We start from the raw sequence: 25,087 nt of genomic DNA, 5'->3' as shown, positions 1-25,087 counted from the left end.
TTACATGCCCTCCTCTATCTCTTTGTGGCGAGTGGTGTTAATGTTAAAGAATTGTAAAAGAGAATAAACACAAATCATCACACCAGTGACTGGCATCACCGCATAGGTGATACTACTTGGCCATTTTGTCGCCGGCAGGGTTGAATCCATCATCAATACCGTGAAGTCCCAGCCCTGGATTACCAAATATAATCCGAAAGCAAAAATAGAGGCACTGATAATTTTATCTAAAACTTTATTAAAACTTTTAGGAAATAGATTCGTGAAAGAATCAATGCCTAAATGGATATACTCTCGGAATCCCACTGCTATAGCCATAAAGGCAAACCAAGCGAGTAACAAAAGAGTAACTTCCTCTGACCAAAAGAAAACAAAATTAAATAATTTCCTGGTAAAAACTTGTAGGGTGACGACAAAAATTAAAGCAATTAACGATAGTAGAGTGAATTTTTCAAAAATGGTATCGATGACTAGACCTACTTTTTTGATTACATTCATTTGATTCCCCCCATTTGAAAACGTTTTCCTGTCTCTCATTTTATGAATCTTTTGAATGTTTTTGAATGTTCTTTTTTTAGGATAATTTGTGATTTTTTTAGGTGGAATTTGAAATTCTTTCAATTTGAAACTATTTAAGTATTTTTGTAAGTTTAATAAACAAATAAATTATATATTTAAACTTATCATGTTACCTGTATTCCATCAACTAGTAATAATAATTGGCTCTATCAATACTAGATAGTAGTTTCGAAACGGTGGAGAAAGATTATTAATAGCATCAATGCTATTGCATTATATAAATGGCATAGAACATGGGGACGTTTCTTATAGGGGACAATCGGAAGTTTTGCGCACAAAAAGCACAACTAGTGGATTTTCAGCTAGTTGTGCTTTTTTCTGCGTATGTGAGTCTTAAATCGTTGTGTAATCTTCCTTTGGTTACTGTCAGACTAGTTTTTCCCACTTAGCGGTCATCATTTTTATGATTTTTTTGCAAAAGAAAGTCCTTTTTCTCAAAGGGACTCATTTAGAATTCTCACCGCTTTCGGTCCAACACCATGTAACTTCAAAATGTCTGATTCCGTAACTTCTGTTAATTGAGCAAGGTCAATATACCCAGCATTGGTAATTAGTGTATAAATATTTTCAAATGTTATTTGCATTATTGATCATTTCTCCTTTAGTCAATAACTCTTGCCACGTTACCACCACACTTGTGACATTCCCCTTCCAATACAATTCCAGTAGGAAATTCTTTGACTGTATATCTTTCAATTTTAACCACATCACAACAAGAAACGCACCAAACATTTTGTTCTAATTTTCTACGGATTTCTGCAGGAATAGAAAGCCATTGTTTATTTGCGGAAAAAGAGATCACTTCTTGATTATGTATTTTTTCAGGTTCTTCTTCTACTTTCTCCAACAGTTCGATAACTTCTTGGATCCTGGTCCTGACTTTTTTATATTCAATCGATTTCCACGCATCCAGGATTGTGATTAACTCTTTATTGCCTGAATTTGCAATCTTATCTAATAAAAGAAGAATCAAGCTGCGGTTCCGGTCTTTTAATGTTTCAACAAATTCATAAGTTCTATTTTCAGCAGCATCAATAAGCTTTTCCAATAATTCATCAGCATAGGTCTCGCGTTCAATGTCCCAGCCATTATCCGTATAGACAAGCAATGGGAGTCTGCCATTATACTCGATGGCTAAATAATGATGAAGAATCAGCCAGTCTATTTTTGCGAGAATCTCTTTTTGTGGAACACCTTTGAATGCCCCGTATACAGGGCTGTGGTGCAATTCTAGTTCTAATAACTTTTTATCTTTTGATCCCGCAAGAATTTTGGCAAGCATTGCCCGGCCGCCACTCAGGATCAAATCATCTGCCCCACGTAAAATAGTTTTAATTTCATTGTCTGGCATCGACTTAATTCCGTTTGGATTAAGTTCATATCTCACTTGTTTTCCTTTTTTAACCATCGTCGTCATCCCTCATTTAAAAAAAACTCAACCTATTACAAATATAGCACCTCGAAAATGGGCTTTAAACCAATAAACAAGAGCGTATGTTTGTATTATTATATCACACCAGCGAACAGAGACTAATAACCATTGAAGAAAAATAATAGCCTCCCTAAAAACCAGAGAGACTTTTTTTACACACGGCCACATTCATTTTTCAATACTGGCACTTTATCATGAAATCGAAAGCCAAGAAACCATCTATAAGCTAGGTAAGTTTCGTTTTCTTCAATAGTTTTCCGCATTGTTGTGGTTGAAGACATAAGTCTAGGTTGCTTTATAAAAAATCGCTCAGTCAATTCAACTGAGCGATTTCCTAAATTAAATAAATTGATGATGAATAATTTAATCACTTTTTCAAAGAAAACCTGAGAGATCCTGACCTCACTTACTGACTCCAACAATCCCATTTCAAAGCAAGTATTAATCATATTTTCAAATGTGATTTGCATTATTGATTATTTCTCCTTTAATCAATAACTCTTGCCACTTCATTACCACACTTTTTACATTTCCCTTCCAATACAAATCCACTAGAACAAAACTCCATAAAAGCATGATCAGCACTGTGTCTTCTAGTTACTTACTGCCATTTTCATCTTTCTGCCCACTAAAACCCAGTATAGAAACAAACTGAAAACAGCCAAAAATGCCAGTACAAATAAGACATTACTATATAAGGATGCATTCGAATTGTTGATGTATCCCAGTAGTTTGACTTTCATAGCAGAATTGTCCATCATTGCTGCTGTATAAGCAATTCCAATGGAAGCAGCGACATTAAGGATCAAATTATAAAAACCGATTGCTGTTCCAGAATTTTCTTTTGAAATAGTCCTAATACAATTATCAAGCATCGGTGCATACATGAATGCAAACGAGCTAGAGAATACAACCATTGATAAAACAAATATTATTACCGAACTTTTTACAAAGAATCCGCCTAACAATAGACTAGCTGTGATTCCGATAATTGCAATCGTAATACACTGCTTGGTGCCCATAATTTTAGCTACTTTTCCAGATAGGGCCCCCACAATAGCTGCTAGGACATATGCTGGAATTAATAATAGCGAAATGGTATCTAGTTTCAAATGATAAATCGATTCTAATAAAAATGGAAACAAGAAAATATATGCTAATTGGACAGAATAGACAACAAAAGCAACTGCAAGCAGGGAAAGAAACTGCTTATTTTGAAAGAAAGAAATACCAATGAATGCTTTTGTATTTTTGCTAATATAAACTAGGAAGAGCGCAATGGCTCCAATTAATAAGAGAAGATAAATCCAATTGAAATCTGTAATATATAATAGAAGAAATGCAGCAATTGATCCAACTAAAAATAATCCTAGCACATCTACATGATTGCCTTTCCCCTCTTCCTTAGGAAGATATTTTAGAATAAAAGGAAGAATGAAAAGGGTGACTAATGGAACTAAAAAAAGCGTTGTCCAATGGAAATAAGTAGATATAAAGCCGCCTGTTAATGCACCAATTACTTGTGAAAGGGCAAAGCTGCTAGTACTTAATCCTAAAAACTTCTTTTGTTCACTTGCAGGAAGATGTTTGGTTACAAATATAACATATAATGTTTCAGCAGATGCCAAGCCAGCAGTTTGAACAATTCGTGATACTACGACCATTATGAACGATTGTTGAAAAATATATCCCATTACAGAACCAACACAAATTAAAATAATTCCGACGCTAAATAGTTTTCTGATACTAATGGAATCTGCCAAGGCTGCGTAAACAACAGCTCCAATTCCAATTACAAGTCCCGCTAATGTTGCTTGCCAGCTAACTGTTGTTGCAGAGATATTGAAATCCTTCGCCATATCTACAGAAATAATTTTAAAAGAATTATCTATAATCAAACATAGTAAAAATAATAGTAAGATAACAGGAACCGCTTTTTTAACATTATACTCTGATGCATCAGTCACGCTTATATCTGCACTTATTGTCGCCATCTTTCTCTCTCCTTTTGTGCTACAGGAAATCGTCACATGAATGAAGGAAAATATCCAGTAGATTTGTCATGTTATATATCAAGATTTCGTTTATTAAGCTAGTTCCAAGGCGATTTCCATCATATTGGTAAAAGCTTTTTGTCTTTCTTCTGGTGTCGTTTGTTCATCTCGAATAATATGATCACTTACTGTTAAAATTGTCAGTGCGTTTACCCCAGCATAGGCTGCATTCATATAAAGACCAGCTGTCTCCATTTCAGCACATAAAATTCCCATCTTCCGCCACTTTTCTATTGCGCTTTCATCGGCATTATAAAAGATATCGCTACTAAGGACATTTCCAACATGGACAGGTAGTCTTTTTTCATCGGCTGCTTTTTTGGCCTTCTCTAATAACGTAAACGAGGCAATATTAGAAAATTCTCCTGGCAGATTGTATTGATGAACATAACGAGAATCTGTAGAAGCACCCATCGCCATTACAATATCATACAAATTCATATTGTCCTGAATAGCACCGCATGTACCAATACGAATTAAATTTTTCACACCAAATACATTTATTAATTCCCATGAGTAGAGACTCATACTTGGCATGCCCATACCAGTTCCCATAGTAGAGACTTTCTTTCCTTTATAGGTTCCGGTAAAACCAAGCATATTGCGCACTGAATTAAACTGAACAACGTCATCCAAATAGGTTTCTGCAATAAACTTTGCTCTTAAGGGATCTCCTGGTAAAAGGATTGTTTCAGCAATTTCTACCCCATTAGGTTTTATATGTGGGGTTTCCTTATGTTCTATAGTACTCATCATATCTCTCCTCCATTTGAGTTTCCTTCTCGTATTGAAAACAAGAAAGTAGTATGTTTGTTTGCGTTTTCATTTAGATCCACCACTAATCTTACAACGTTGTATAGTTGTATAAAAACTTGTATGACCTTCAACAATAATAAGGATATCACACCAAACATTTGCCCACAACCTTGTTTTAATAAAAATATGTACAATCTGTAACAAAAAAAGCGGTGTCATTATAAAAATGACACCGCCAGGCTGTCGAGAAACTTTCGACAGCCTCTTATTTTCTACAATAACTTTAACCATTCACCGCGTTAATTTATTATAATATTATTAATATATAGGCTTTGCAACATGTCTGTTGATTTGCGCTCCAGGCACTTCGCTTTCCGCGGGCGTGCCGGGGAGCCTCCTCGGCGCTGAAGCGCCTGCGGGGTCTCCCCTGTCCCGTACTCCCGCAGGAGTCTGCGTGCCTTCCGCACAAATCAACAGAGCTGTAAAATCAATAATACACTGCTCTTAACACAACCAAAAAATAAAAAATTAAGTGGTGAAATCTATGTTTAAACCAAGAGTATCTACCCAAAGTGAATATGAATTTGTTTCTATTGATGAATTGGTTCCTAACAATCACCTTCTTCGTTTAATCGATAAATAGATTGATCTTTCATTCCTTCTTGAAAAGGTACGTCCTTATTATAGTGATGATAACGGACGCCCTTCCGATCCCACTATTCTATTTAAAATGATGTTTATTGGTTATATTTATGGCATCCGATCCGAGCGACAATTACAAAGAGAAATTGAAATGAATGTTGCCTACCGCTGGTTTTTAGGCCTGAAATTTAAGGATCCTGTTCCACACAAATAAGGTAAAAGAAGTGACACGTCATGTTTGGGAAGAGCACAAGGAAAAGGTAAGGGAAAATCGCTTATCTAAATCTGGAAAAATGCTTTATAAATTTAGAAAGGAAAAAATTGAGCGAAGCTTCGCAGACTCAAAAGAGCTGCACGGGCTTCGCTATTGCCGGTTACGGGGATTGAAGAAAGCAAGCGAACAGGCTCTCCTTACGGCAGCCTGCCAAAATATGAAAAAGATTGCAACACAATTAGCAAGGCTAGAAAAAGTGTGTTGCAATTCTTTAGGTTGATTACCTCCCTGTTGATTTCCGCGGAAGGCACGTAGACTCCTGCGGGAGGACGGGGCTGGGGAGACCCCGCAGGCGCAAGCGCCGAGGAGGCTCCCCGGACCGCCCGCGGAAAGCGAAGTGCCTAGAGCGGAAATCAACAGGCCCATTAGCAGGTACAATGAATAATTAAATGCTGAGAATAAAAAAATGCCGAGAAAAATACCCTTTCTCGACAATCTGGCGGTGTCATTATAAAAATGACACCGCCTTTTTTTGTTTACCAAGGAAATAGCTAGGTAGGATCTGTAAACCCGATATTTACTGCTGACACTATTTCTTAGTATTTATCCTTATTTGACTAAACTCTGTTGGGATATAATATTTATTATAGACAACTGGATATTTATCGCTGATATAGACGCTTTCTAAAATCAAATCACAATCCCCTCCATCAAAAATTTGATATTTTAACGATGGAGTATTTATGGAATGAGAACGTTTTATTTCGATTGTAGAGGAATTGGCTAGTTCATATACTTCTGTTTCTAACATTTCTAATAATTGTTTCTCATTCTGTAAGTCCAACTCTAACTCCGAAACTGCTTCAATAGACATTATGGTAAAAGCATAGGCTGCTACCTTATTGCCGCTCATATACCAGCGGTCCACTGCAACAACCGCAGTCAGCGGACGGTTCAATACCTGCACTGAATAGTCTGTGACTAATTCCATCCTTAAACTAAGCTCGACATCATCCACTTTTTCCGGAAAGCATTTATATAAGGGATTCCCCAATTTCTCCAATCCAATTTTGTTTTCATTTTGATGGACTTTCGTAATAAAATTACCTTTTCCATGGATGTTCTTCACCAGTCCATCTTCTTGCAAAAGGGACAAAGCTTGCCTTAATGTCATTCTACTAACCCCAAATACTTTTGCTAATTCTGGTTCTGTGGGCAGTCGGCTATCAGGCGGAAACGTTCCATCCATAATCTGTTTGTACAGTCGGTCATAGACTGTAACGAATAAGGGTTGTTTATTTTTAGTGGGCTCATTCAGTTTTTTGTTCATATTAATACACACCTATTAATTTCAATAATATTTGTAATCTTACTTTTAAGGTTGCTTATCTCACTATGCTTTTTGTTTTCTCTATTGTAGCGTACTTTGCTATTGAAATTAATACAATTCATAAAATAGTCCTAATTTAATAATGAAAAATAGGTGCGTTCCTTTTCTTTTCCTAATACGATCCTCCGTTTCATATAATTCACATTAGCTTTGTTTCACTTTTCCCGTTGCTTTCTTTATATTCTCAGCAACTCTAAATTTAACGGATCTCGCTGATTAATTGATATGGTATGGGCCTATCTAAGGGAAACTGAACGGAGCCTAGACCTCAGGTGGCCACAGTTTAGCTCTTTCTATTTAGAAAAACAGGGTCAACATAAAAAAAACCTGAACACAATGATTCTTGCATTCAGGGTTCGGACTTTTCGCAGCTCCACATTCTAAGACTGTATCGCTATACTTTGAGTTTTGTAAGCTTCAAGCTCACTAATTTTATGTTTAATCCGTTCCAAACAAATCTGGGTGTTTGTTTCTTTGTTATAGGATGCCGCATCTACACTGGTTATCGATTCGGTGATGATAAACCCATTGGGCAGCTGGACCGCAACCATAGTGCATCTTCCAAAAGCCTTAATAACTTTAACCTGAGATTTTTCGATCATTTCATTGATATCCGCTGGTACACTATGATTTATCATTAGTTTCTTTGCCTGTTGTTTCGCAATAAAGGAATAATCGGATGATGGTTCAAATGCCATTTCAAAGGCTCCCATTGTTGTTTCAATGACCTCATCATTGATGATATCCCTAACCTTCACTTTCCCATTCGCTGTGATTTCCAACAATTCCATTACAATATCTGGCGACCCTTTCACTTGGTATATCTTCAAGCTCTTTCCCTCCACCATGCCTTTTTAAAAAAACTTCCGTTAAACTAGTCTATTCAGCATGCAGAAAAGCTGTGAAACTTGAGAAAAAATTACAACCGTTCATACGAAAAAAGCCAGGCCACATCGCAAGAAGGCTAAATTGGTTTGCCTTCTTCTGGGGCTTAACTTACGTGGCAATGGGTTATTCAATCTTTACCAAAAAGGATTCAAGTCAATCAGTAAGCTCGAAGGAAATTTCAATTAAAAAACAAACAATTTTAGAGATTAAATGATTTCACCATAAATCCTTATATGGATAAGTAGTTCAGATAATGTTGTGCCTGGCACTCTATTTGGTTATTCAAATGAACTTGGTTTTTCCTTAAATAAAAAAAGCGGTACAATTCTATTTTAAAAGAATTGTACCGCTTTTTGTTTATTATTTTGGATCATTCCAAGGATTTTTACTCATCCTTGGACCGTATATTGTTTTTAATAATACAAGATCACTGCCCCTTACATACTCGCTTAAAGAAAACGAACCAGCTGGTGTTTCTACTTGTACATCTATTCTTACCGGGCTTTTCTTCAATTCATGAATGATCTGGACACCCACATCCATTGGGAGCTGTTCAGCGGCACGAATGATAATATCTAGATCACTTTCTAAAGTTACGGTTTCAACTTTGCTGGCAAGTTCAAAGCCAACACTGCCTCCTGGGCCCCAGGAAAGACTGTATTTGTTAAATAGGTCTGCAGAATTTGTCAGAGCTGAAAACACAGGTGACTGTTTAATTTCCCACAGATAACTTTTAGTAAGATGTTCTGGTTTAATTTGCCGAAACACTCGATTTTTCGGTAAAAATGCGGCAAATCTTTCATTTCTATTTCTGCCCCTAATCCCGACAGCTACCTGCCCATTAGGAGCAATTGCCCTGCGGACAACTACAAATGGAGCAATTTCAAGGGAAAGTAAAGCCCAATCAGGGATTGGAGAGTGGCTAATTAAATCCCTACGGTTAATCTCCAGTAGATCATGTGGTTCTAACACCATTGTTCTTTCAACTTTTCTCTGACCAAAATGGAAGCTGACCGTCCGCCATTTCTGGCAAAAGTAGAAGTTAGCCGGCTGCTTAAATCCCTTGGGCTGTTTTTTATGTCTGCGATTGCATACATTAATTTACTGCATACGATCAGTAGATCAGTTTCATTAGGATCATCTGCATTGACTCCGACAATAAGTTCATGAAGTGCGCCTAGTTTTTCAAAGGATTTGATATCATACGCCATCGCCGGGACTTTTTTCGTTGCTTCTTCGAGTTCATCAATTGTTCGAAGTGTAATTCTTGCAGCTGATTGTTTGGACATCACATGCACATTTACACCCTCATCATCCAAAGCGATTAGCCGATTGGCCTGCATCCCATGGGAAAGGAAAGCTCCTGAAATCGCCTTACCTGGAATAAATGCAATCACTGGATGGCCTGCCAATCTTGCTGATGCATAGGCATCCACAGCTGCTGCGCATGCCTGATGGATTCCCAAAAGTTCTTCACGGTATCCGTACGCCTGACTCGGTACATCGACAATTGCAACAATTGCTCGCTTCTCATTATTTCGGTCCTCCTCCATTGCTTCCCGGATATACTTGGCGATCATCCATCCCTGTTCTAGTCCGAATTCACCTGCCCTGGCTCTTGGAAAGCGGCTGGCTTTATCAGGGACAACTGCAAGGAAACGGGCAGCTTTATTGCCGATAAAGGAGTCTGCACAAAGCACCGAAGGGATTTCTCCGATATCCGGTGACCCCGATGTCAATAGATTAAACCATTTTTGTCCCCTGCTTTTAGCACCTTCGCCTAAGTCAATTTTACCGCGTTGAGCGCAATCCCCCTTAATGGTTAGGTCGGACTGAATCCATAAGGATCTAATCTTTTCCGGGGTCAGTTTCTCAGACGGATTAACGGATTCTAAAAAGGTTATATATCTATCAACCTCAGCACTTCTTGGTGTTTCCTCTTTACCCTGCGTGATGGAAGAAAGTATGGATTGCTTCAATCTGTCGCAATCATCTTCCACCAAGATTTCGGTGAAACCAGATGCTTTTCTTTGATTTCCTCCGATGGTGTTCCAAATCAGACGGCGGTCCATCGAATCGAATTCCTCGATGCCTGCTTCTTGCTCAATTACTTCTGGACCATTTAAGCCGAGGCGTCCTTCGCGTGTCATGATTAACGTACTGCATAAGCCTGCGGTAATGGACATACCTCCAAAGGCACCGATTTTTCCTGGGATAATACCAATGACAGGTACATATTCCCTAAGAGCAACAATCGCTGCCCCGATTTCTGCAATCGACAACAATCCATAATTTGCTTCTTGCAGCCTGACTCCTCCAGAATCAAATATTAAAACAGGATAAATGTATTTGCCGGATTGATTTTCCTTCAAAGCAAGTTCTAAAACCCCTGCAATTTTAGCACCTGAAACTTCACCAATTCCTCCCCCCTGAAAATTTCCTTCTATTGATATTACTAACAAAGAGTTTCCACTCAATTCTCCTCTGGCAATGATGACTCCATCATCGCTTTGCGGAACAATCCCCTGAGTTTCCAAGTGAGGTGATTCAACCCCAGAAAATGGATCAAGCAGTTCCCTAAAGCTGGAATCATCAAGTAACATATGTGCCCTTTCACGGCCACTACATTCTACAAAACTACTTTTTAATGTATTCAGCAACATTTGCCACCTCCAATGCTTGTGCGAGTCTTAATGTGACAACACCGGGAGTTGCTCCAAAATCATTAATCATAATCCTAGCGGATACAGCATTTTGTATAAAAAACCTCTCAAGGACAGTCTTCCATATTTCTTCATACCCTGTGGTTCCAGTCCGTATGGTAACCTCTGCATATTCCCCATCTGTCGGTTCCATTAAGATTTCAAGATCACCTGATCCAACTACTCCAATGTGTGCATGCGACTTAAGGATTTTAGTTGTAGGAAAACGATAGGTTAATCTTTCCATTTGGCAGTCCTCCTTTTTTTATTAATTAGCTGTGTTAAACTTGCCTATTGATTTGCGCTCCAGGCGCTTCGCTTTCCGCGGGCGGTCCGGGGAGCCTCCTCGGCGCTTAAGCGCCTGCGGGGTCTCCCCTGCCCCGTCCTCCCGCAGGAGTCTAGCGCCTTCCGCTCCAATCAACATAGTTACAAAATCAACAATAATCTTTAACACAGCCTATTAATTAGCTAATGTAGTTTGCGGATATGTCTGGTTCTTGGTATACAGATGAAGAGAATCCAGAAATAAAGTAGCCGCCAGCAGATCTGCGCTTCCACCTGGGGAAGCATTAGTCCAGCGCAAGGATTGATCCAGCTGTTTTAAAACCTTCCCGCCATTTGCAGTCCAAACTCCGCCTGATTTCAGGATTTCATTGGCAAATTCCTTCGTACTGACCAGTGCTTTTGAACCTCCACGGTGCAAAATACAGGTATCATCCAGACTAGCCATAAGCGCAATTAAGACGTTTAACCTGCAAAGATTTTCTGTTACACCTTTTCTTCTTGACGTATAAAGAACAGGTAAAGCTATCTTTCTTAAATGGGGGAATCCTTGCTGAGCTTCACCTTTGGCACCATTGACCCCGTACCTTTCTTTTACATATGCACCATTGGTCTTTTCTTCTGGTTGGTTCCGGTCTGGAAAAAGGGCAAGCTTTCCTGCGGACAAAGCAATATTGTCCATAGATGTTTCTCCAGGGTTCATGGCTGCGCTCGAGACAAGCAGCCCTAATGCCCAAATGGCTCCCTTATGTGTGTTAACGCCACATGTAGCCTCGAACATATCCTTTTCCCCTTGGCGCCCGATAGCGGCAATCTCTTCTCGCAGTTCCTGTGACGACTCGCTTTTATAACTTGCCTTAGCCATCTCTCTGAATGCAGGCTCCAATGCTTTTGCCGATCTGATCATTAAATCTATCGACATGTCTGTATGCGCTCCGGAATTTTCTTTATCAACGAGCCCTGGTTTTGGCGTTAGTTCTGCTTCCTCTATGAGCGATTGCACTGCAAGCCTCCCAAGATTCTGAATATCTGTTTGGATGTGATTCATTCTTCAAAGTCCCCCTGTTACCAGCTTCTAAACTTAGCAGGCGGCTCATATAACCCATCTGACCATTCCACTAGCTCTTCAATATTTTTGGCAGCCAGTAAAGAACGCTTTGCTTCTGTCCTTTTAATTCCGAGGTCTTCAGGAAGTGCAATCAACCCTTCTCTCCTCAATTTATCGGTCTTTTTCACATCATGTTCAAGTCCAATCGGAGTAACACCCGCAATCGCTGCTATCGCCTGTCTCCGCTCTTCCAAGCTGCTTGCTTTATACAAGTAGGCAATCCCTTCTTCTGTCACAATATGAGTAACATCCTGGCCGTAAATCATAACGGGTGCAACAGCAAGCCCGGCATCGTGTTTAACATTCACAGCGTCCAAATTTTCAACAAAAATTGGTTTGTTCCCCTTCTGAAATGTTTCGACGACCTGGACAACCAGTTTGCGGCCGCGTACAAGTGGGTCGTCATTTGTCATCATGTCGAGCCAGGCTTGGGAAGAATGGCGCCGTCCCCCTGGATCATGCCCCATATTTGGTGCACCTCCAAACCCGGCCAGCCTGCCACGGGTTACGGTTGAGGAATTACCTGCAGCGTCTATTTGTAAACTAGAACCGACAAACAAATCTACTGCATATTGTCCAGCAAGCTGACATAGTGTACGGTTTGATCGCATACTTCCATCCCGCCCTGTAAAAAATACATCACGCCTTGCTGCCACATATTTTTCCATGCCTACTTCACCGCCAAAGCAATGGATACTTTCTACCCAGCCGCTTTCAATCGCAGGGATAAGCGTCGGGTGCGGGTTCAAAGCCCAGTGTTTACATATTTTCCCCTTCAGTCCTAGCGACTCACCGTATGTGGGGAGCAGCAGTTCAACTGCAGCCGTATTATAACCAACCCCATGATTCAGCGATTTCACTTGATGTTTTTCATAGATACCTCTAATGATCATCATAGCCTGAAGTACCTGAATATCAGTAATATGCCGGGGATCCCGGGTGAAAAGAGGCTCCAGCTGATACGGTTTATCCGCAACAACAACAAAGTCGATCCAGGAACCTGGTATATCAACCCTCGGCAATTTATCTACCAATTCATTTACCTGGGCAATCACAATTCCGTCTCGAAAAGCTGCTGCTTCCACAAGGGTCGGAGTTTCTTCCGTGTTTGGTCCCGTGTATAAATTACCTTCGGCGTCGGCTTTGTCGGCCGCCACTAAAGCAACAGATGGAATCAAATCGATGAACAGCCTTCCATACAGCTCAACATATGTGTGAATTTCACCTATGGTTAGCTTGCCATCTTCAAGCATTTGCGCGATTCGAAGGCTTTGAGGCCCTGAATAGGAGAAATCCACTTTTTTGGCGATTCCTGATTCGAACAAATCCAAATGCTCAGGACGGGATATACTCGACATAATCATATGCAAATCGTACAATTTTCTTGGATCAGCCTGGGCAAGAGCTTCCGAAAGGAATGATGCCTGTTTCTGGTTGTTCCCCTCCAAAACGACACGGTCTCCTGGCATGATCAATGTTTCAAGTGACTCAACGATTTTGTTTGTGGGAATAATCCGATTATGGGCGATTCCTTTCATGTTCGCGATTCTTTTTTCTTTGGCTTCTAATCGAGTTTTCCAAGAACGTTGTTTTATTGTCTGCATTTTATGTATCCCCCTTCATTTTATAATTTTTAAAACTTATGAATGGTCCGAAGAAAAACGTTTTGCCAATAACAGACAATTTCTAAACCCATTTTCTTCAACAGATACAGCACGGCCACCAGGCAAAGCTTTTTTTGCTAAACTGGCCAGGACGTTCCCTGGAGGCATTTCAATAAAAAGCCTTGTTCCATGTTCACAAAGAACCGAAGAGATATCATGCCATTTGACTGGATGTGAAAGATTAAAAGCAAGATCCTCTCTGATTTTTTCCGGTGATTTTAAAAGCCTTGCAGTCCTGTTACAAGCATAGGGAATAATTGGTGAACGAAAATGAATTTTTGAAAGTTCTTCGTACAAAGAAACTGAAACCGGCCGGAGTAAGGGGCAATGTGAAGGTACACTAATGTTTAGGACATCCGCTTTTCTAGCCCCTCTATCCCTTGCATGATTGATAACCCTGTCGATTCCCGCAATGGAACCGGAAATCGTAACTTGATCTGGTGCATTGATATTTGCTACGTAAACAGGATCCTTTTCGATAAAATATGTTTCTACTATTCCTTTCATCGTACGTACGTCGATTCCTGTAATAACCCCCATCCCATAACCTGATGGAAAGGCCTGCTCCATCAATTGTCCTCTACGCTTCACCATTCTGACAGCATCAGTAAAATCAATCGCCTTGCATGCGACCGCTGCACTGAAAGCGCCGACAGAATGGCCTGCCGCAATGTCTGGGAGTACACCTTCGGATGCAAATGCTTTTAAAACAGCAACTGACGAAACAAACAATGAAACCTGAACCGAAGTCGTCGATTCTAATGCAGCCATCGAATCCAACTTGTATACGCTTTCTCCAAGAATATCACCAGCTTGATGCATAACCTCTGAAATTACAGGGTGATCGTGTAGATGATGAAGCATATTCGGCTTTTGGGATCCTTGGCCAGGAAATAAGAATGCTAGTTTCATCTTTCATACCCCTTTTTAGGCACCAGTCAATATAACTCTATTGAGCAAACTTTTTATTAATACTAGAAATAACATCCTGATTATGGCGAGTTAAGAGTTTGGCAGCCTCTGCTATGTTATCCTTTGTTAAAAGGTCAATTAACATTTCGTGTTCGTGTACTGATTTTTCAATGTTTCCGTTATTTGCGAATGAAAGACTCTGGATCCTAAGCAGCGGCCAGCCCAAACGGGAATACATCGTTTTAATTGTTTCACTTTTACTCATCTCCACAAGTTTCATATGAAAGGAGTGATTTAACTGGGTATACAGATGAACATCAGTAATATCCTTCATTTCTCTCAAAATAGCAGCCATTTTTTGCAGACATCCATGATCCGTTCCGTTTCTCTGAATCCGTTCGATGGCCATCTTTTCAAGCATATTACGTATTTCAAGGAGGTCATAGATTTCATTCTCTGTATAGTCCTTTACAACCGCTCCCTTCCGCGGTATTCTCTCCACAAGACCTTCAATCGACAGTAAATAAATGGCCTCCCGTACTGGCGCACGGCTTGTTCCATACTCCTCTGCATAAATATGTTCGATCAGTTTTTCCCCTGGTACTAACTCCCCCTTAATTATTTGCTCGGTAATATGTTCAGCTATATGGTTTGATAGAGCATTTTCATTAATTTTACGAGATTCCATGACTCTGTCTCCTCCTCAAAGAAAATTTGGTCGACTGTCGATTATTATTATAACCACCACCTTTAGAAAATTCAATATTTTTAGAAAATTTTAAAAATGAATTGACACTTTCTTTTCTTTCGTTTTATTATGGATTTTAGAATACAGTCGACTGTTGATTCTTAGTTTGGAAACGCTTACTCATCTCTTGATCTTTCAATCTCCCCTCTTTGTCTAGGCCAGCACTGTTTTGTTTTCTCCGCGTTATAGCTTTTGTCTCTTTAGTCTAAAGCAAAAAAATTGAAAAGGAGAAATTCTATGATCATTTTTGGTGTCGCTTTATTATCTATTTGCTTTTTAGGAGGGGTATTTTTTGGAGATCTCCTCGGAGACATACTGGGGATTGACGCAAATGTCGGCGGTGTCGGATTTGCCATGCTGATGCTGATTCTGATTGTGGAATACCTGAAAAAGAAAGAAAAGTTAAACAAACAGACGCAAGAAGGACTGGCTTTTTGGAGTGGAATGTACATCCCGATTGTTGTTGCCATGTCGGCACAGCAAAATGTTGTAGCAGCTCTTGACGGAGGAGTACTTGCGATTACTGCAGGTGTGACCGTAGTGCTAATAAGTTGGGCTGTTGTCCCCCTTCTTAGCAGGGGCGGTACGATTATTGAGACTCAAGAAAATGAAATGACAGGAGGCGAACAGCGTGTTAGAAACATTAGGTAGTATATTTCAAAATAATGGTTTAATTGTTTCTTTTGCCATTGTTGGCTTTACTATGTATCTTTCATATTTCATTTCTGACAAGTTAACAAAAGGGCGGATTCACGGATCAGCTATTGCCATAACCCTCGGTCTTTTGCTTGCTTATATCGGAGGAGTAATTACAGGGGGAGAGAAAGGAATTGCAGACATAAGCCTCTTTACAGGAATCGGCCTGATGGGAGGAGGTATGCTCCGGGACTTTGCGATTGTTGCCACTGCCTTTGGGGCCAACTTTAGTGAAATTAAAAAGGCTGGAGTAAATGGAGTCTTATCTCTGTTTATTGGTGTGATACTCTCCTTTATTGTCGGAGTATGTATTGCATTGGCGTTCGGATATAAAGACGCAGTTAGCTTAACCACGATAGGTGCTGGGACAGCGACCTACATAGTGGGTCCGGTTACAGGTGCAGCAATAGGGGCAAGCTCTGAAGTCATTACTATAAGTATTGCAGCCGGGCTTGTAAAATCAATCCTTACGATGATCGGCACCCCATTTGTAGCAAAATATATCGGATTAAACAACCCGCGCACGGCAATGGTATATGGAGGATTAATGGGAACAACAAGCGGCGTCGCCGGAGGATTAGCCGCAACAGACCCAAAACTGGTTCCCTACGGAGCAGTAACCGCCACTTTTTATACTGGCTTAGGCTGCCTGCTTGGCCCTTCAGTATTATTTTTGATAACAAAAGCAATTTTTGCTTGATTAATTAACTTTCTACTGGTAATCGTTTATACTTATTAACAATGTTTTTTTCCGGTGGAGAACTGTTCAAAAACCTTTACAATTCTTTTAGTAAAAAAAAGAGCCTTTCCTTATGGAGAGGCTCTCAGTTTGTCGACAAAAGGGGTTCGGAATGGTTTCATTCCGAACCCCTTTTCTCGCGAATCGATCGCTTTAATGCTCGTATTTTGGCACTCATGAAAATTTATAAACAGGCCCATATACGTATAACAAGTAGTTCAGAGGAAATACTTAAAATGTTTCAATAAGGAAAGGAGGTCGTGACATGGACGTACAACGAGCACAGGAAATTTCTAATTCATCGACTATGGCTAATGTAACGTATAACGGAACACGTATTTATATTGAGCATGTAGACAAACAAAACGGAACAACTACAATCCACTCTCTCGATGAACCAAATAGTAAACAAAGTGTTTCCGTATCAAGTCTGATAGAACATTAATTAGTTAAATCTTCTTCAAGTGAAAGCATAGTTCCTAAGAAAACATCACTTCAAAGTGGTGTTTTCAAGTTCCGTTTCGCATTTGTAATAATAATAAGTGATTATAGTTTTTACTATGGGAATTTATAGAAAAAACTAAAAAACCTTACCCTGATTATTAATCAAGGTAAGGTTACATGGCTATCTTTTTAATACCCTCTTGTTAGATTATCTTTTTGTCGAGTTTTGTTTAATAATATAATACATTTACCTTATTACACTTCAAACATTTTTCATAATATTGATCGCCATCAAAATGATGATCACAATTTTGCTGAATTTCCTTTAAACGCTCCTCTAAAAAAGCAAGGCTAGTTTTCATTTGCGTAATTTCCTCGTTAATCTTTTGAACATTCATCGTATAACCTCCCAAGAAAGTTACTGATATATGCTGCCCCCAGATTGCTTAAACTCCTTAGCTTTTTCCTTCATACCTGTTTCAATAGCTTCCTTCGTATCAAGTTTGTTTTCTTTCGCATAATTACGAATATCTTGAGAGATTCTCATGCTACAAAATTTTGGTCCACACATTGAACAGAAATGTGCTGTTTTTGCACCTTCCGCAGGTAAAGTTTCATCATGATATTCTATCGCTCGTTCTGGATCTAAAGATAAATTAAACTGATCTCTCCAACGGAATTCAAAACGAGCTTTTGATAAGGCATCATCTCTTTTTTGGGCTCCTGGATGTCCTTTTGCCAAATCAGCAGCATGGGCGGCAATTTTATAAGTAATAACCCCTACACGAACATCCTCTCTATTCGGTAAACCTAAATGTTCCTTAGGCGTTACATAACAAAGCATAGCTGTGCCATACCAACCAATCATTGCAGCCCCAATAGCAGATGTAATGTGATCATAACCAGGTGCTATATCAGTCGTAAGAGGTCCAAGTGTGTAGAATGGTGCTTCCTGACACACTTCTAGTTGTTTATCCATATTTTCTTTAATTAGGTGCATAGGTACATGTCCAGGTCCTTCAACCATTACCTGTACATCATGTTCCCAAGCAATTTTTGTTAGCTCTCCAAGAGTCTCTAATTCTGCAAACTGCGCTTCATCATTGGCATCTGCAATAGACCCAGGACGTAAACCATCCCCTAAAGAGAATGCAACATCATAAGACTTCATTATTTCGCAGATTTCTTCAAAGTGAGTATATAAAAAGCTTTCTTTATGGTGGTGTAAACACCATTGTGCCATGATTGATCCACCGCGGGATACAATACCTGTTAACCGTTTTGCCGTTAATGGGACATATCGTAAAAGAACACCAGCATGAATGGTGAAGTAATCAACACCTTGCTCCGCTTGTTCAATCAAGGTATCACGGTAAACCTCCCATGTAAGATCTTCAGCAACACCATTTACTTTTTCAAGTGCTTGATAAATGGGGACGGTGCCGACAGGAACTGCTGAGTTTCGAACAATCCATTCCCTTGTTGTATGAATGTTTTTACCTGTTGATAGATCCATAATATTATCGGCACCCCAGCGCGAGGCCCATGTCATTTTTTCAACCTCTTGTTCGATGGAGGATGAAACAGCCGAGTTGCCAATATTCGCGTTAATTTTAACATGAAAATTACGTCCTATTATCATAGGTTCTGACTCTGGATGATTGATATTAGAAGGAATAATCGCTCGACCTTTTGCCACTTCATCACGCACAAATTCAGGTTTCATATTTTCCCTTATGGCGATAAATTCCATTTCAGGAGTAATAATTCCCTTTTTAGCATAATGAAGCTGTGTGACATTTTTCCCTTTTTTTGCACGTAATGGTTTGCGCTTTAAACCAGGAAACACGTTATGATTGGCACGAGGATCATTTTGATCGTTATACCCATTATCTTCAGGTTTAATTTCTCTACCTTCATATTCCTCAACATCTGCTCGTTCATGAATCCATGTGCTGCGAATAGCAGGAAGACCTTTTGTAATATCAACAGAATAATTTGGATCCGTATAAGGACCGCTTGTATCATAGACGCGTACTGGAAGGTTTTCCTCTTCACCAAACGTACCTGTTGTCGGGCTTAACTCAATTTCACGCATTGGTACTTTAATGTCGGATCTCGAACCTGTTACATATACTTTTTTACTTCCTGGAAAACTAGACATGATGGAAATATTTTGTTCGTTTAATGAAGTCGTTGACATACTTAATCTCTCCTTTTTTTGAATATAAGGACGAGATACAGAACATAACAAGTGGAAAAGCGTATAAAAGTACATCAAAAAGCCGGGACCATAAATGGTTGGACCCGGCTAATATGTATGCAGAAGTAGAGGTGCATTGAAGATTGTCTATTCTAACTTCCCCACGCTGGTATGATCCAGATCAGGTCCCAAGAGTCAAGAAACTTCATCGTGTTTCTTTCTCAGCCCAACTTATTGGGCTCCCCTAGTTATTTATATTCAATTAACAATATTATATATGAGTATCGGTTAAAATGAAATACATAATATTATTTAAAGTGAAATAGTCGTTTTAGATAGTATGTTTAGGTGGAGAGAGAAAGGTTAGATATCTTCTTGCTTGGGTTTTAAGAAGTATAATTCTTTTTTCGTACCCTAAAAAAAGAAGGCTTACTTGTGACCTGACGCTCCATAATCTTTGATTGTTATTTTTACGTTGTAGTAAATTGGAACCTCACTGAATGTTTGATCCCAATCTTTTTTGACTTTTTCCCATACTTTCGGATGCTCAATTCTTAAACGGTTCCCAAAACCAGCAACGTCTACTCGATATTCCTTTTGCGTTTTTTTAATTGTATGATCAACCAATCGTTTTACTTCTTTTTCGGTGGATTCTTCTGCCCTTTTTAGAAATGTATTATCAAAAGAGTTACCTGAAACCACCCAATTCTCAGATAATCGCCCTTCTGATTCGATGTTTACAACAAAAGAGATATTGTTTCCCTTAACATGAGAGGTGATTTTACTTTTCATAGACGCTATCTCATATACGATTAGCCCACTAGTCTGTTTATCAAAACTTTTTACCAAACCGCCTTTCCCCTTGCCTGTTATCCATGTTATCCCCTCCAATTCCTCTTCATTTAAAAAACCACGCAGTTTTTTTGTCTTTCCTTTTATCACGGCAGCTCCTGCAAATTTCACTTCTCCATTTTCCGAGATCACATTTTGCAAAAGAAAACTGGATCCTGATTTTAGCTTACCGTCTAATTTAATAATCGAGATAGGAGGCAAAATTCTTGTCGATCGATAGGCATTATCTACCATTCCAAACAGACGAAATGCTGGAACTTCTCCTGCTTTCTTTGATACTAGGGTATTTCTAGCTCTCCCTTTACTAATAAACATAAGGCAGCTTGGTCTAAAATCATTATCCCGAAGATATTGATCAAGTAATCGATCTAAACTATACGATCGTGCAAGTTTATCACCGATTACAATGACTTTCATATGACTGGCATTAAAAGGAAGATCCGTTACTAATGATAATTCACGAACCTCTTGAAGGATGGAGTCTCCCGTTTCAGAAATATTAACATAAGATTGTTGTTGCGATCCCCCTTCTTTACTCATTGAACTTGCTAATTGTGAGGTAATAAGTTGATAAGTTGTAGTAATCTGATCTTTTTTGGAATAGCCTTCATCTTGTTCGTTTATCTTTTTCTCTATGGTTGACTTCTTCCCTATATCGAATGCCACCCCTACACCTAAGCTTAGCTCTTCAATTTCATGACTGCTCCAACAGCCTGTAAGAGAAAAGAGTAAAAGGACAGACAGCGAAACCAAGAGAAATCGTATATTGTTATGACTTAACTTCATTGTTTTCTTCCTTTCCATCTCGCGATAATAAGAAGGAGAAGTGGTAGTAAACCAAATAAAAACAATGCAAAATTGCTAATCATATCCCCAAGTTTAAATAGATCATTGATATTTTTTGGGGTGATGGAAATGACGTAAATAAGCGGAAGTAAACCATACATAAATGAACTAATGTTCTTTTTCGAAAGTTGAGCCAGCCCTAAAGCACCTACGTAGTAGCTGATGGTAAAGGTAGTAAACATTTGCATAATCCATACCACCAGCAACAAAGAATCAAACCGTTCAAAGATCAGACCGGTTACCTCAAAACTTCGTATCAAATCAAGTGTTGGCCATGTTCTCGTGACCACTTCATCGACGGATAACGCTCCGATCACCATCACAACGGTTATCCCATAAAAAATCAATGGAACGGAAATTCCAACTAGGACCATTTTTACTGCTTTGTTTGGCTGTTGCATAAACGCCATGATGACCAGCAGGACTTCAGGACCTGTAAATGCGAGAGTCGTCGCCTTTACTCCTTTTAGCACAGGGATGAATCCAGTCCCCAATACCGGGCGTAAATTATCGATCTCAAATATTTTTAGGCTCAAAAAGGCTACTAGCAAAAAAAGGAAAATCGTAATAGGTAATACAATTTCAAACAGACGGGCAATCGGGTTGATACCGCCTATGATCAGATAGAGACCTACCCACATAAATGGCATCATAATTGCCCAGATAGGGGTACCTTCCAGCAAAAAATACCTTATTACTTCCGCCATTGAACGGAGTTGAAACCCGGAAGTTAAAAGAAAATAACATACTATAAGTAAACTAAGTAACCCGCCCACCCATTTTCCTACAATTTCACGGCTGTATTGATAAATTGTTTTTTGGGGAAACTGTAGGCATAATTTGACCATGATCACCCCTGCGATTATCGCGATCAGCCCGCCTAAAATAACACTTATCCATACATCTGGTGTATTCACCTTCTCTGCAGCTGTTCTGGGCAGTGTGAGGATTCCTGAACCAAGTATAAAGTTGCTGATGATAACAGCTGCTTGTGGCGTGGTAATTCGATCTTTTGGACTGACAATCATCCTTTCATGTTCCTTTCACAATAGGTTATCCTTTACGTATAGGATTTTTCGTATGCATCATCTTTGGACGACGTTTCATCATCATTAGGGGCATGCGAACCATCAAATCTTTCCATTCACTTAAACGATAAGGAACGGCTGGACTCATATAAGACACGCCAAAACTTTTTAGTTTCACTAAATGGCTTGTCATGAAAAGGAAAAATAGAATGACTCCATATAATCCAAGTATGGCAGCACAAAGCATGGCTACGAAGCGAAGAATACGCAATGTAATCCCTACACTATATTGAGGATTGGCAAAAGATGAGATCGCAGTTAACGCCACTACTATCACCAAAATGGGGGCTAACAATCCCTGCCTGTACAGCTGCTTCACCAATGATTAACCCACCGACAATTCCCATTGCTGGACCAATTGGCTTCGGTAACCGGAGTCCAGCTTCCCTTAAAACTTCGATCGATATTTCCATAAATAACGCTTCGATAAGTGCAGGAAATGGAACACTAGACCTCGCCCCTATAATGGAAATGGCTAACTTAGTAGGAATCAATCCTGGATGAAATGAGATGAATGCAATATACAAAGCCGGTGTAAAAAGAGCCAGAATGGCTGCTAGATAACGAAGTAAACGGATGAACGTGCCAGGAATCCACCTTTCATAATAGTCTTCTGGTGATTGTAACATCATGCTAAAGGTAACCGGAACGATCAAAGCAAAAGGCGTCCCATTTAGTAAAATGGATACCCGACCTTCCATCAAGGCAGCAATCACACGATCAGGACGCTCTGTACTCTGTACCTGTGGAAAAGGACTAAGATAATTATCTTCGATAAGCTGCTCTACATAACCTGATTCTGGCACATTATCAAGATCAATTTTCTTAATTCGCTTTTCTACCTCTTGTACTAATTCCGGATCCACAATTTCATTTATGTAAGCGACGACTAAGTCTTTTTTTGAACGCTTTCCTACTTGAAATTTTACTAACGATAAATTTTCAATTTCACCATTCCCTCTCAAAAAAGATGTATTATCACTTAAGGATTCAGTGAAACCGACCCGTGGACCTCTGACTAATGCCTCTGATACTGGCTCTTCAATCGTCCTTGTTTTTAATTTTGTTGTACCAAGGATTAGCGCATCTAATGATCCATCAATTAAAAGCGCGGTAGAACCTGTTAATACTTTTGATACTAACTCTTTAATAGAACCAATCTCTTCTACTTCACTAATAGGTAGCACATGATTTTTTACAAATTTGTTTAAATTGCTTCCCTTCACAAAGGATAACTCCTGTTTATATTCTGTTGTGAAATCAACCATCAATGATGTCATAATATGTTTATTAATCAGATCTTTATCTGATAATCCATCCACAAAAATAATGGATGCTCGAATGCCAGTACGCCCAATATTAAACTCTCGAAAGTGCACATCCCAGTTATGACCGATTTCTTGTCTAACTAATTCTACGTTTAAAGTGAAATCATCTGTAAACAGATGATTTGAGCCTTGAGGCTTAGATTCTTGTTGATCTTCAATTTTGTTAGGTTGTTTTTCTTTTTTTCTAACCTTTAATTTCCGTTCTCGCATTTTCATCACTCTTCCTTGCGAATCCAATTAAAAAATCTGAAGATCATGTACGGAATGAAAAACACGATAAAAGCTTGTATAAAAACTTTCCAGTCTGGAAGATAGGAAACAATAGAATTCCACATATTAACCACCTCTATATGCCCAAATACTAGTAGCTGAAATCACGAACCAAAGTATGTAAAATAAAGTGATTTCCTTAATGTTCCTTGGATAGCATTATCTTTAGCTTATACGTGGAAATTTAAACATTATATATAACAACCCTTCATCACTCTGGGCTTCAACGTTTTATATTGCGTAATTGGGCTATTCCAAGGAATGTTTGAAAATAACATCCTGACTTTTACTTCTTCAATTTCAATAGTTCATTAACTGTAATGAATTTATATCCCTCGTTTGATAATGATTGCAATATTCCTTTAATAGTATTTAGTTCTTCGCCAGTACCATCATACATGGGGTGAGTCAAGATAATAGAACCAGGTTTTACATTCTTTTTCACATAATTCACTTTGTCAGTGGCAGAAGTGTAGTAAGTATCTGGTTCAAGACTCCAAGTGATCGTATCTCTATTATTCTTATATAAATAATAAGGCAAGCCTACGAGTTTTTTTCCATTCGGAGGTCGGAAATCAATTTTACCTTTATACCCGGATTCTCGAATTAGTTCGTCGGTTTTTTCAATTTCCTTCTTAATATATGAAGGTGATTTAAAAACCATCCGCTGATGGGAATATGTATGATTTCCAATTTGATGCCCTGCACTTACAATTTTTTTAGCTTCTTCAGGATTTTTTTCAATTTCATTACCGATTAAAAAAAATGTCGCTTTTACATTGTATTGTTTTAACAAGGGTAGAATTTTTTCTACATTTTTTGTTGGTCCATCATCAAAGGTCAATGCGACTACCTTTTGATTGGTCTCCACCTGGTCGGTTAATCGACCAAATAACTGGAAGGTTCTAGAATTCATTAACTTATAGGTTCCAAGTAATAAAAGGAACACTAACAAAATTCCAACTCCACTATAAATTAGTTTCTTTTTCATAAAAACAGCCTTTCTTTCGAATTTTATTAAGTTTATTTTTATAGTAACATAATCTACTAACTTCCCAAGATGAGGTATTTACTGTAAAACTTTAAAACTATCTAGAGTAAATTAAAAAGGTAATTCATCATCATCTGCCTTTTACTAAGTCGATAATGTAAAAAAGTGCCAGTTCTCAAAAGGAACTGACACTTTTCATATAATTATTTAACAACTCTCTCCCGAACCACTTAACTTCGAGAAGAATCTACAACCTCGG

At 38.9% G+C, this 25,087-nt stretch carries 23 protein-coding genes, 3 pseudogenes and 1 riboswitch; of the genes and pseudogenes, 5 read left to right on the top strand and 21 right to left on the bottom strand.

Going from position 1 to position 25,087, the window contains the following annotated elements; genetic code table 11:
- From QF028_RS08745 to deoD, 6 genes are all read right to left on the bottom strand, one after another.
- A complete protein-coding gene (locus QF028_RS08745; RefSeq protein WP_168244362.1) occupies positions 1-498 on the bottom strand; it encodes a TRAP transporter small permease in 498 nt (165 codons plus the stop codon).
- A gap of 515 nt (positions 499-1,013) precedes the next feature.
- Positions 1,014-1,163, bottom strand: coding sequence for a hypothetical protein (locus QF028_RS08740; protein ID WP_429464883.1), 150 nt, complete (start codon positions 1,161-1,163; stop codon positions 1,014-1,016).
- A 17-nt stretch (positions 1,164-1,180) separates the two neighbouring features.
- Positions 1,181-1,987, bottom strand: coding sequence for an RQC-minor-1 family DNA-binding protein (locus QF028_RS08735; protein ID WP_429464882.1), 807 nt, complete (start codon positions 1,985-1,987; stop codon positions 1,181-1,183).
- A gap of 176 nt (positions 1,988-2,163) precedes the next feature.
- Positions 2,164-2,481: a hypothetical protein gene (locus QF028_RS08730; RefSeq protein WP_429472654.1), complete on the bottom strand. Its 318-nt coding sequence runs from the start codon at positions 2,479-2,481 to the stop codon at positions 2,164-2,166.
- A 123-nt stretch (positions 2,482-2,604) separates the two neighbouring features.
- Positions 2,605-4,005 carry an MFS transporter gene (locus QF028_RS08725; protein WP_429464881.1) on the bottom strand — a complete coding sequence of 467 codons (1,401 nt, stop codon included), beginning with the start codon at positions 4,003-4,005 and terminating at the stop codon, positions 2,605-2,607.
- A 93-nt stretch (positions 4,006-4,098) separates the two neighbouring features.
- A complete protein-coding gene (deoD, locus tag QF028_RS08720; RefSeq protein WP_214732086.1) occupies positions 4,099-4,818 on the bottom strand; it encodes a purine-nucleoside phosphorylase in 720 nt (239 codons plus the stop codon).
- A 547-nt stretch (positions 4,819-5,365) separates the two neighbouring features.
- Here deoD and QF028_RS08715 point away from each other — a divergent pair.
- Together QF028_RS08715 and QF028_RS08710 are read left to right on the top strand one after the other, a co-directional pair.
- Positions 5,366-5,671: pseudogene (locus QF028_RS08715) on the top strand (transposase); the annotation flags it as partial.
- Position 5,672: 1 nt separating this feature from the next.
- A pseudogene (locus QF028_RS08710) lies at positions 5,673-5,957 on the top strand (transposase); the annotation flags it as partial.
- 309 nt (positions 5,958-6,266) lie between these two features.
- On the opposite strand, the gene QF028_RS08705 reads toward QF028_RS08710, so the two are convergent.
- The 9 genes from QF028_RS08705 to QF028_RS08665 all read right to left on the bottom strand — a co-directional run bounded on the left by QF028_RS08705 (position 6,267) and on the right by QF028_RS08665 (position 15,311).
- Positions 6,267-7,007, bottom strand: coding sequence for a GntR family transcriptional regulator (locus QF028_RS08705; RefSeq protein WP_429464880.1), 741 nt, complete (start codon positions 7,005-7,007; stop codon positions 6,267-6,269).
- A gap of 440 nt (positions 7,008-7,447) precedes the next feature.
- Positions 7,448-7,897, bottom strand: coding sequence for a Gp49 family protein (locus tag QF028_RS08700; RefSeq protein WP_251033117.1), 450 nt, complete (start codon positions 7,895-7,897; stop codon positions 7,448-7,450).
- Between the two features lie 418 nt (positions 7,898-8,315).
- Positions 8,316-8,930, bottom strand: a complete 615-nt coding sequence (locus tag QF028_RS08695; protein ID WP_429464879.1) for a malonate decarboxylase holo-ACP synthase — start codon at positions 8,928-8,930, stop codon at positions 8,316-8,318.
- Positions 8,921-10,618: a biotin-independent malonate decarboxylase subunit beta gene (mdcD, locus tag QF028_RS08690; protein ID WP_429464878.1), complete on the bottom strand. Its 1,698-nt coding sequence runs from the start codon at positions 10,616-10,618 to the stop codon at positions 8,921-8,923. The genes QF028_RS08695 and mdcD overlap by 10 nt, the downstream gene beginning before the upstream one ends.
- The gene (locus QF028_RS08685; RefSeq protein ID WP_429464877.1) at positions 10,593-10,904 is read right to left on the bottom strand and encodes a malonate decarboxylase subunit delta; all 312 of its coding nucleotides are present in this window, start codon (positions 10,902-10,904) and stop codon (positions 10,593-10,595) included. Before QF028_RS08685 ends, mdcD begins: the two co-directional genes overlap by 26 nt.
- A gap of 213 nt (positions 10,905-11,117) precedes the next feature.
- The gene (locus QF028_RS08680) at positions 11,118-11,987 is read right to left on the bottom strand and encodes a triphosphoribosyl-dephospho-CoA synthase (RefSeq protein ID WP_429464876.1); all 870 of its coding nucleotides are present in this window, start codon (positions 11,985-11,987) and stop codon (positions 11,118-11,120) included.
- Positions 11,988-12,004: 17 nt separating this feature from the next.
- Positions 12,005-13,651: a malonate decarboxylase subunit alpha gene (gene mdcA / locus QF028_RS08675; RefSeq protein ID WP_429464875.1), complete on the bottom strand. Its 1,647-nt coding sequence runs from the start codon at positions 13,649-13,651 to the stop codon at positions 12,005-12,007.
- A gap of 36 nt (positions 13,652-13,687) precedes the next feature.
- Positions 13,688-14,623 carry an ACP S-malonyltransferase gene (locus QF028_RS08670; protein WP_429464874.1) on the bottom strand — a complete coding sequence of 312 codons (936 nt, stop codon included), beginning with the start codon at positions 14,621-14,623 and terminating at the stop codon, positions 13,688-13,690.
- 37 nt (positions 14,624-14,660) lie between these two features.
- Entirely contained in the window at positions 14,661-15,311 is a 651-nt protein-coding gene (locus QF028_RS08665) for a GntR family transcriptional regulator (RefSeq protein WP_429464873.1), read from the bottom strand.
- Positions 15,312-15,608: 297 nt separating this feature from the next.
- Here QF028_RS08665 and madL point away from each other — a divergent pair, with 297 nt between their 5' ends.
- The 3 genes from madL (at position 15,609) to QF028_RS08650 (ending at position 17,251) form a co-directional block, all read left to right on the top strand.
- Positions 15,609-16,022 (top strand): malonate transporter subunit MadL, encoded by a 414-nt coding sequence (gene madL, locus QF028_RS08660; protein WP_429464872.1) that lies wholly within the window; start codon positions 15,609-15,611, stop codon positions 16,020-16,022.
- Positions 16,003-16,767 carry a malonate transporter subunit MadM gene (gene madM, locus QF028_RS08655; RefSeq protein WP_410885642.1) on the top strand — a complete coding sequence of 255 codons (765 nt, stop codon included), beginning with the start codon at positions 16,003-16,005 and terminating at the stop codon, positions 16,765-16,767. Before madL ends, madM begins: the two co-directional genes overlap by 20 nt.
- A gap of 304 nt (positions 16,768-17,071) precedes the next feature.
- A complete protein-coding gene (locus QF028_RS08650; protein WP_215004593.1) occupies positions 17,072-17,251 on the top strand; it encodes a small acid-soluble spore protein H in 180 nt (59 codons plus the stop codon).
- Positions 17,252-17,480: 229 nt separating this feature from the next.
- Here the strand turns inward: QF028_RS08650 and QF028_RS08645 are convergent, their stop codons facing one another.
- The 6 genes and pseudogenes from QF028_RS08645 to QF028_RS08620 form a co-directional block, all read right to left on the bottom strand.
- On the bottom strand, positions 17,481-17,648 hold the full coding sequence (locus QF028_RS08645; protein ID WP_215004594.1) for a serine protease: 168 nt from the start codon (positions 17,646-17,648) through the stop codon (positions 17,481-17,483).
- 20 nt (positions 17,649-17,668) lie between these two features.
- Positions 17,669-19,453 carry a phosphomethylpyrimidine synthase ThiC gene (gene thiC, locus QF028_RS08640; protein WP_429464871.1) on the bottom strand — a complete coding sequence of 595 codons (1,785 nt, stop codon included), beginning with the start codon at positions 19,451-19,453 and terminating at the stop codon, positions 17,669-17,671.
- A gap of 141 nt (positions 19,454-19,594) precedes the next feature.
- Positions 19,595-19,709, bottom strand: a riboswitch (TPP riboswitch).
- Positions 19,710-19,882: 173 nt separating this feature from the next.
- Complete coding sequence (locus QF028_RS08635) at positions 19,883-21,091, bottom strand: Ger(x)C family spore germination protein (RefSeq protein WP_429464870.1); 1,209 nt, start codon at positions 21,089-21,091, stop codon at positions 19,883-19,885.
- Complete coding sequence (locus tag QF028_RS08630) at positions 21,088-22,179, bottom strand: spore germination protein (RefSeq protein WP_429464868.1); 1,092 nt, start codon at positions 22,177-22,179, stop codon at positions 21,088-21,090. The genes QF028_RS08635 and QF028_RS08630 overlap by 4 nt, the downstream gene beginning before the upstream one ends.
- A 25-nt stretch (positions 22,180-22,204) precedes the next feature.
- Positions 22,205-23,777 (bottom strand): annotated as a pseudogene (locus QF028_RS08625) (spore germination protein).
- A 346-nt stretch (positions 23,778-24,123) separates the two neighbouring features.
- Entirely contained in the window at positions 24,124-24,828 is a 705-nt protein-coding gene (locus QF028_RS08620; RefSeq protein WP_429464867.1) for a polysaccharide deacetylase family protein, read from the bottom strand.
- Between the last annotated feature and the right edge of the window lie 259 nt (positions 24,829-25,087).

Origin of the sequence: Neobacillus sp. B4I6, from assembly GCF_050434045.1 — a bacterium.
Classification (GTDB): Bacteria; Bacillota; Bacilli; order Bacillales; family Cytobacillaceae; genus Neobacillus.
Note: the sequence above shows the minus strand (reverse complement) of the source record. Positions and strands in the feature narration are given on the sequence as shown.

What these genes read in the sequence shown, in the direction of transcription:
- QF028_RS08745 (WP_168244362.1), bottom strand. Translation starts at nt 498, where the DNA reads ATGAATGTAATCAAAAAAGTAGGTCTAGTCATCGATACCATTTTTGAA.
- QF028_RS08740 (WP_429464883.1), bottom strand. Translation starts at nt 1,163, where the DNA reads ATGCAAATAACATTTGAAAATATTTATACACTAATTACCAATGCTGGG.
- QF028_RS08735 (WP_429464882.1), bottom strand. Translation starts at nt 1,987, where the DNA reads ATGGTTAAAAAAGGAAAACAAGTGAGATATGAACTTAATCCAAACGGA.
- QF028_RS08730 (WP_429472654.1), bottom strand. Translation starts at nt 2,481, where the DNA reads ATGCAAATCACATTTGAAAATATGATTAATACTTGCTTTGAAATGGGA.
- QF028_RS08725 (WP_429464881.1), bottom strand. Translation starts at nt 4,005, where the DNA reads ATGGCGACAATAAGTGCAGATATAAGCGTGACTGATGCATCAGAGTAT.
- deoD (WP_214732086.1), bottom strand. Translation starts at nt 4,818, where the DNA reads ATGAGTACTATAGAACATAAGGAAACCCCACATATAAAACCTAATGGG.
- QF028_RS08705 (WP_429464880.1), bottom strand. Translation starts at nt 7,007, where the DNA reads ATGAACAAAAAACTGAATGAGCCCACTAAAAATAAACAACCCTTATTC.
- QF028_RS08695 (WP_429464879.1), bottom strand. Translation starts at nt 8,930, where the DNA reads ATGGTGTTAGAACCACATGATCTACTGGAGATTAACCGTAGGGATTTA.
- mdcD (WP_429464878.1), bottom strand. Translation starts at nt 10,618, where the DNA reads ATGTTGCTGAATACATTAAAAAGTAGTTTTGTAGAATGTAGTGGCCGT.
- QF028_RS08685 (WP_429464877.1), bottom strand. Translation starts at nt 10,904, where the DNA reads ATGGAAAGATTAACCTATCGTTTTCCTACAACTAAAATCCTTAAGTCG.
- QF028_RS08680 (WP_429464876.1), bottom strand. Translation starts at nt 11,987, where the DNA reads ATGAATCACATCCAAACAGATATTCAGAATCTTGGGAGGCTTGCAGTG.
- mdcA (WP_429464875.1), bottom strand. Translation starts at nt 13,651, where the DNA reads ATGCAGACAATAAAACAACGTTCTTGGAAAACTCGATTAGAAGCCAAA.
- QF028_RS08670 (WP_429464874.1), bottom strand. Translation starts at nt 14,623, where the DNA reads ATGAAACTAGCATTCTTATTTCCTGGCCAAGGATCCCAAAAGCCGAAT.
- QF028_RS08665 (WP_429464873.1), bottom strand. Translation starts at nt 15,311, where the DNA reads ATGGAATCTCGTAAAATTAATGAAAATGCTCTATCAAACCATATAGCT.
- madL (WP_429464872.1), top strand. Translation starts at nt 15,609, where the DNA reads ATGATCATTTTTGGTGTCGCTTTATTATCTATTTGCTTTTTAGGAGGG.
- QF028_RS08650 (WP_215004593.1), top strand. Translation starts at nt 17,072, where the DNA reads ATGGACGTACAACGAGCACAGGAAATTTCTAATTCATCGACTATGGCT.
- QF028_RS08645 (WP_215004594.1), bottom strand. Translation starts at nt 17,648, where the DNA reads ATGAATGTTCAAAAGATTAACGAGGAAATTACGCAAATGAAAACTAGC.
- thiC (WP_429464871.1), bottom strand. Translation starts at nt 19,453, where the DNA reads ATGTCAACGACTTCATTAAACGAACAAAATATTTCCATCATGTCTAGT.
- QF028_RS08635 (WP_429464870.1), bottom strand. Translation starts at nt 21,091, where the DNA reads ATGAAGTTAAGTCATAACAATATACGATTTCTCTTGGTTTCGCTGTCT.
- QF028_RS08630 (WP_429464868.1), bottom strand. Translation starts at nt 22,179, where the DNA reads ATGATTGTCAGTCCAAAAGATCGAATTACCACGCCACAAGCAGCTGTT.
- QF028_RS08620 (WP_429464867.1), bottom strand. Translation starts at nt 24,828, where the DNA reads ATGAAAAAGAAACTAATTTATAGTGGAGTTGGAATTTTGTTAGTGTTC.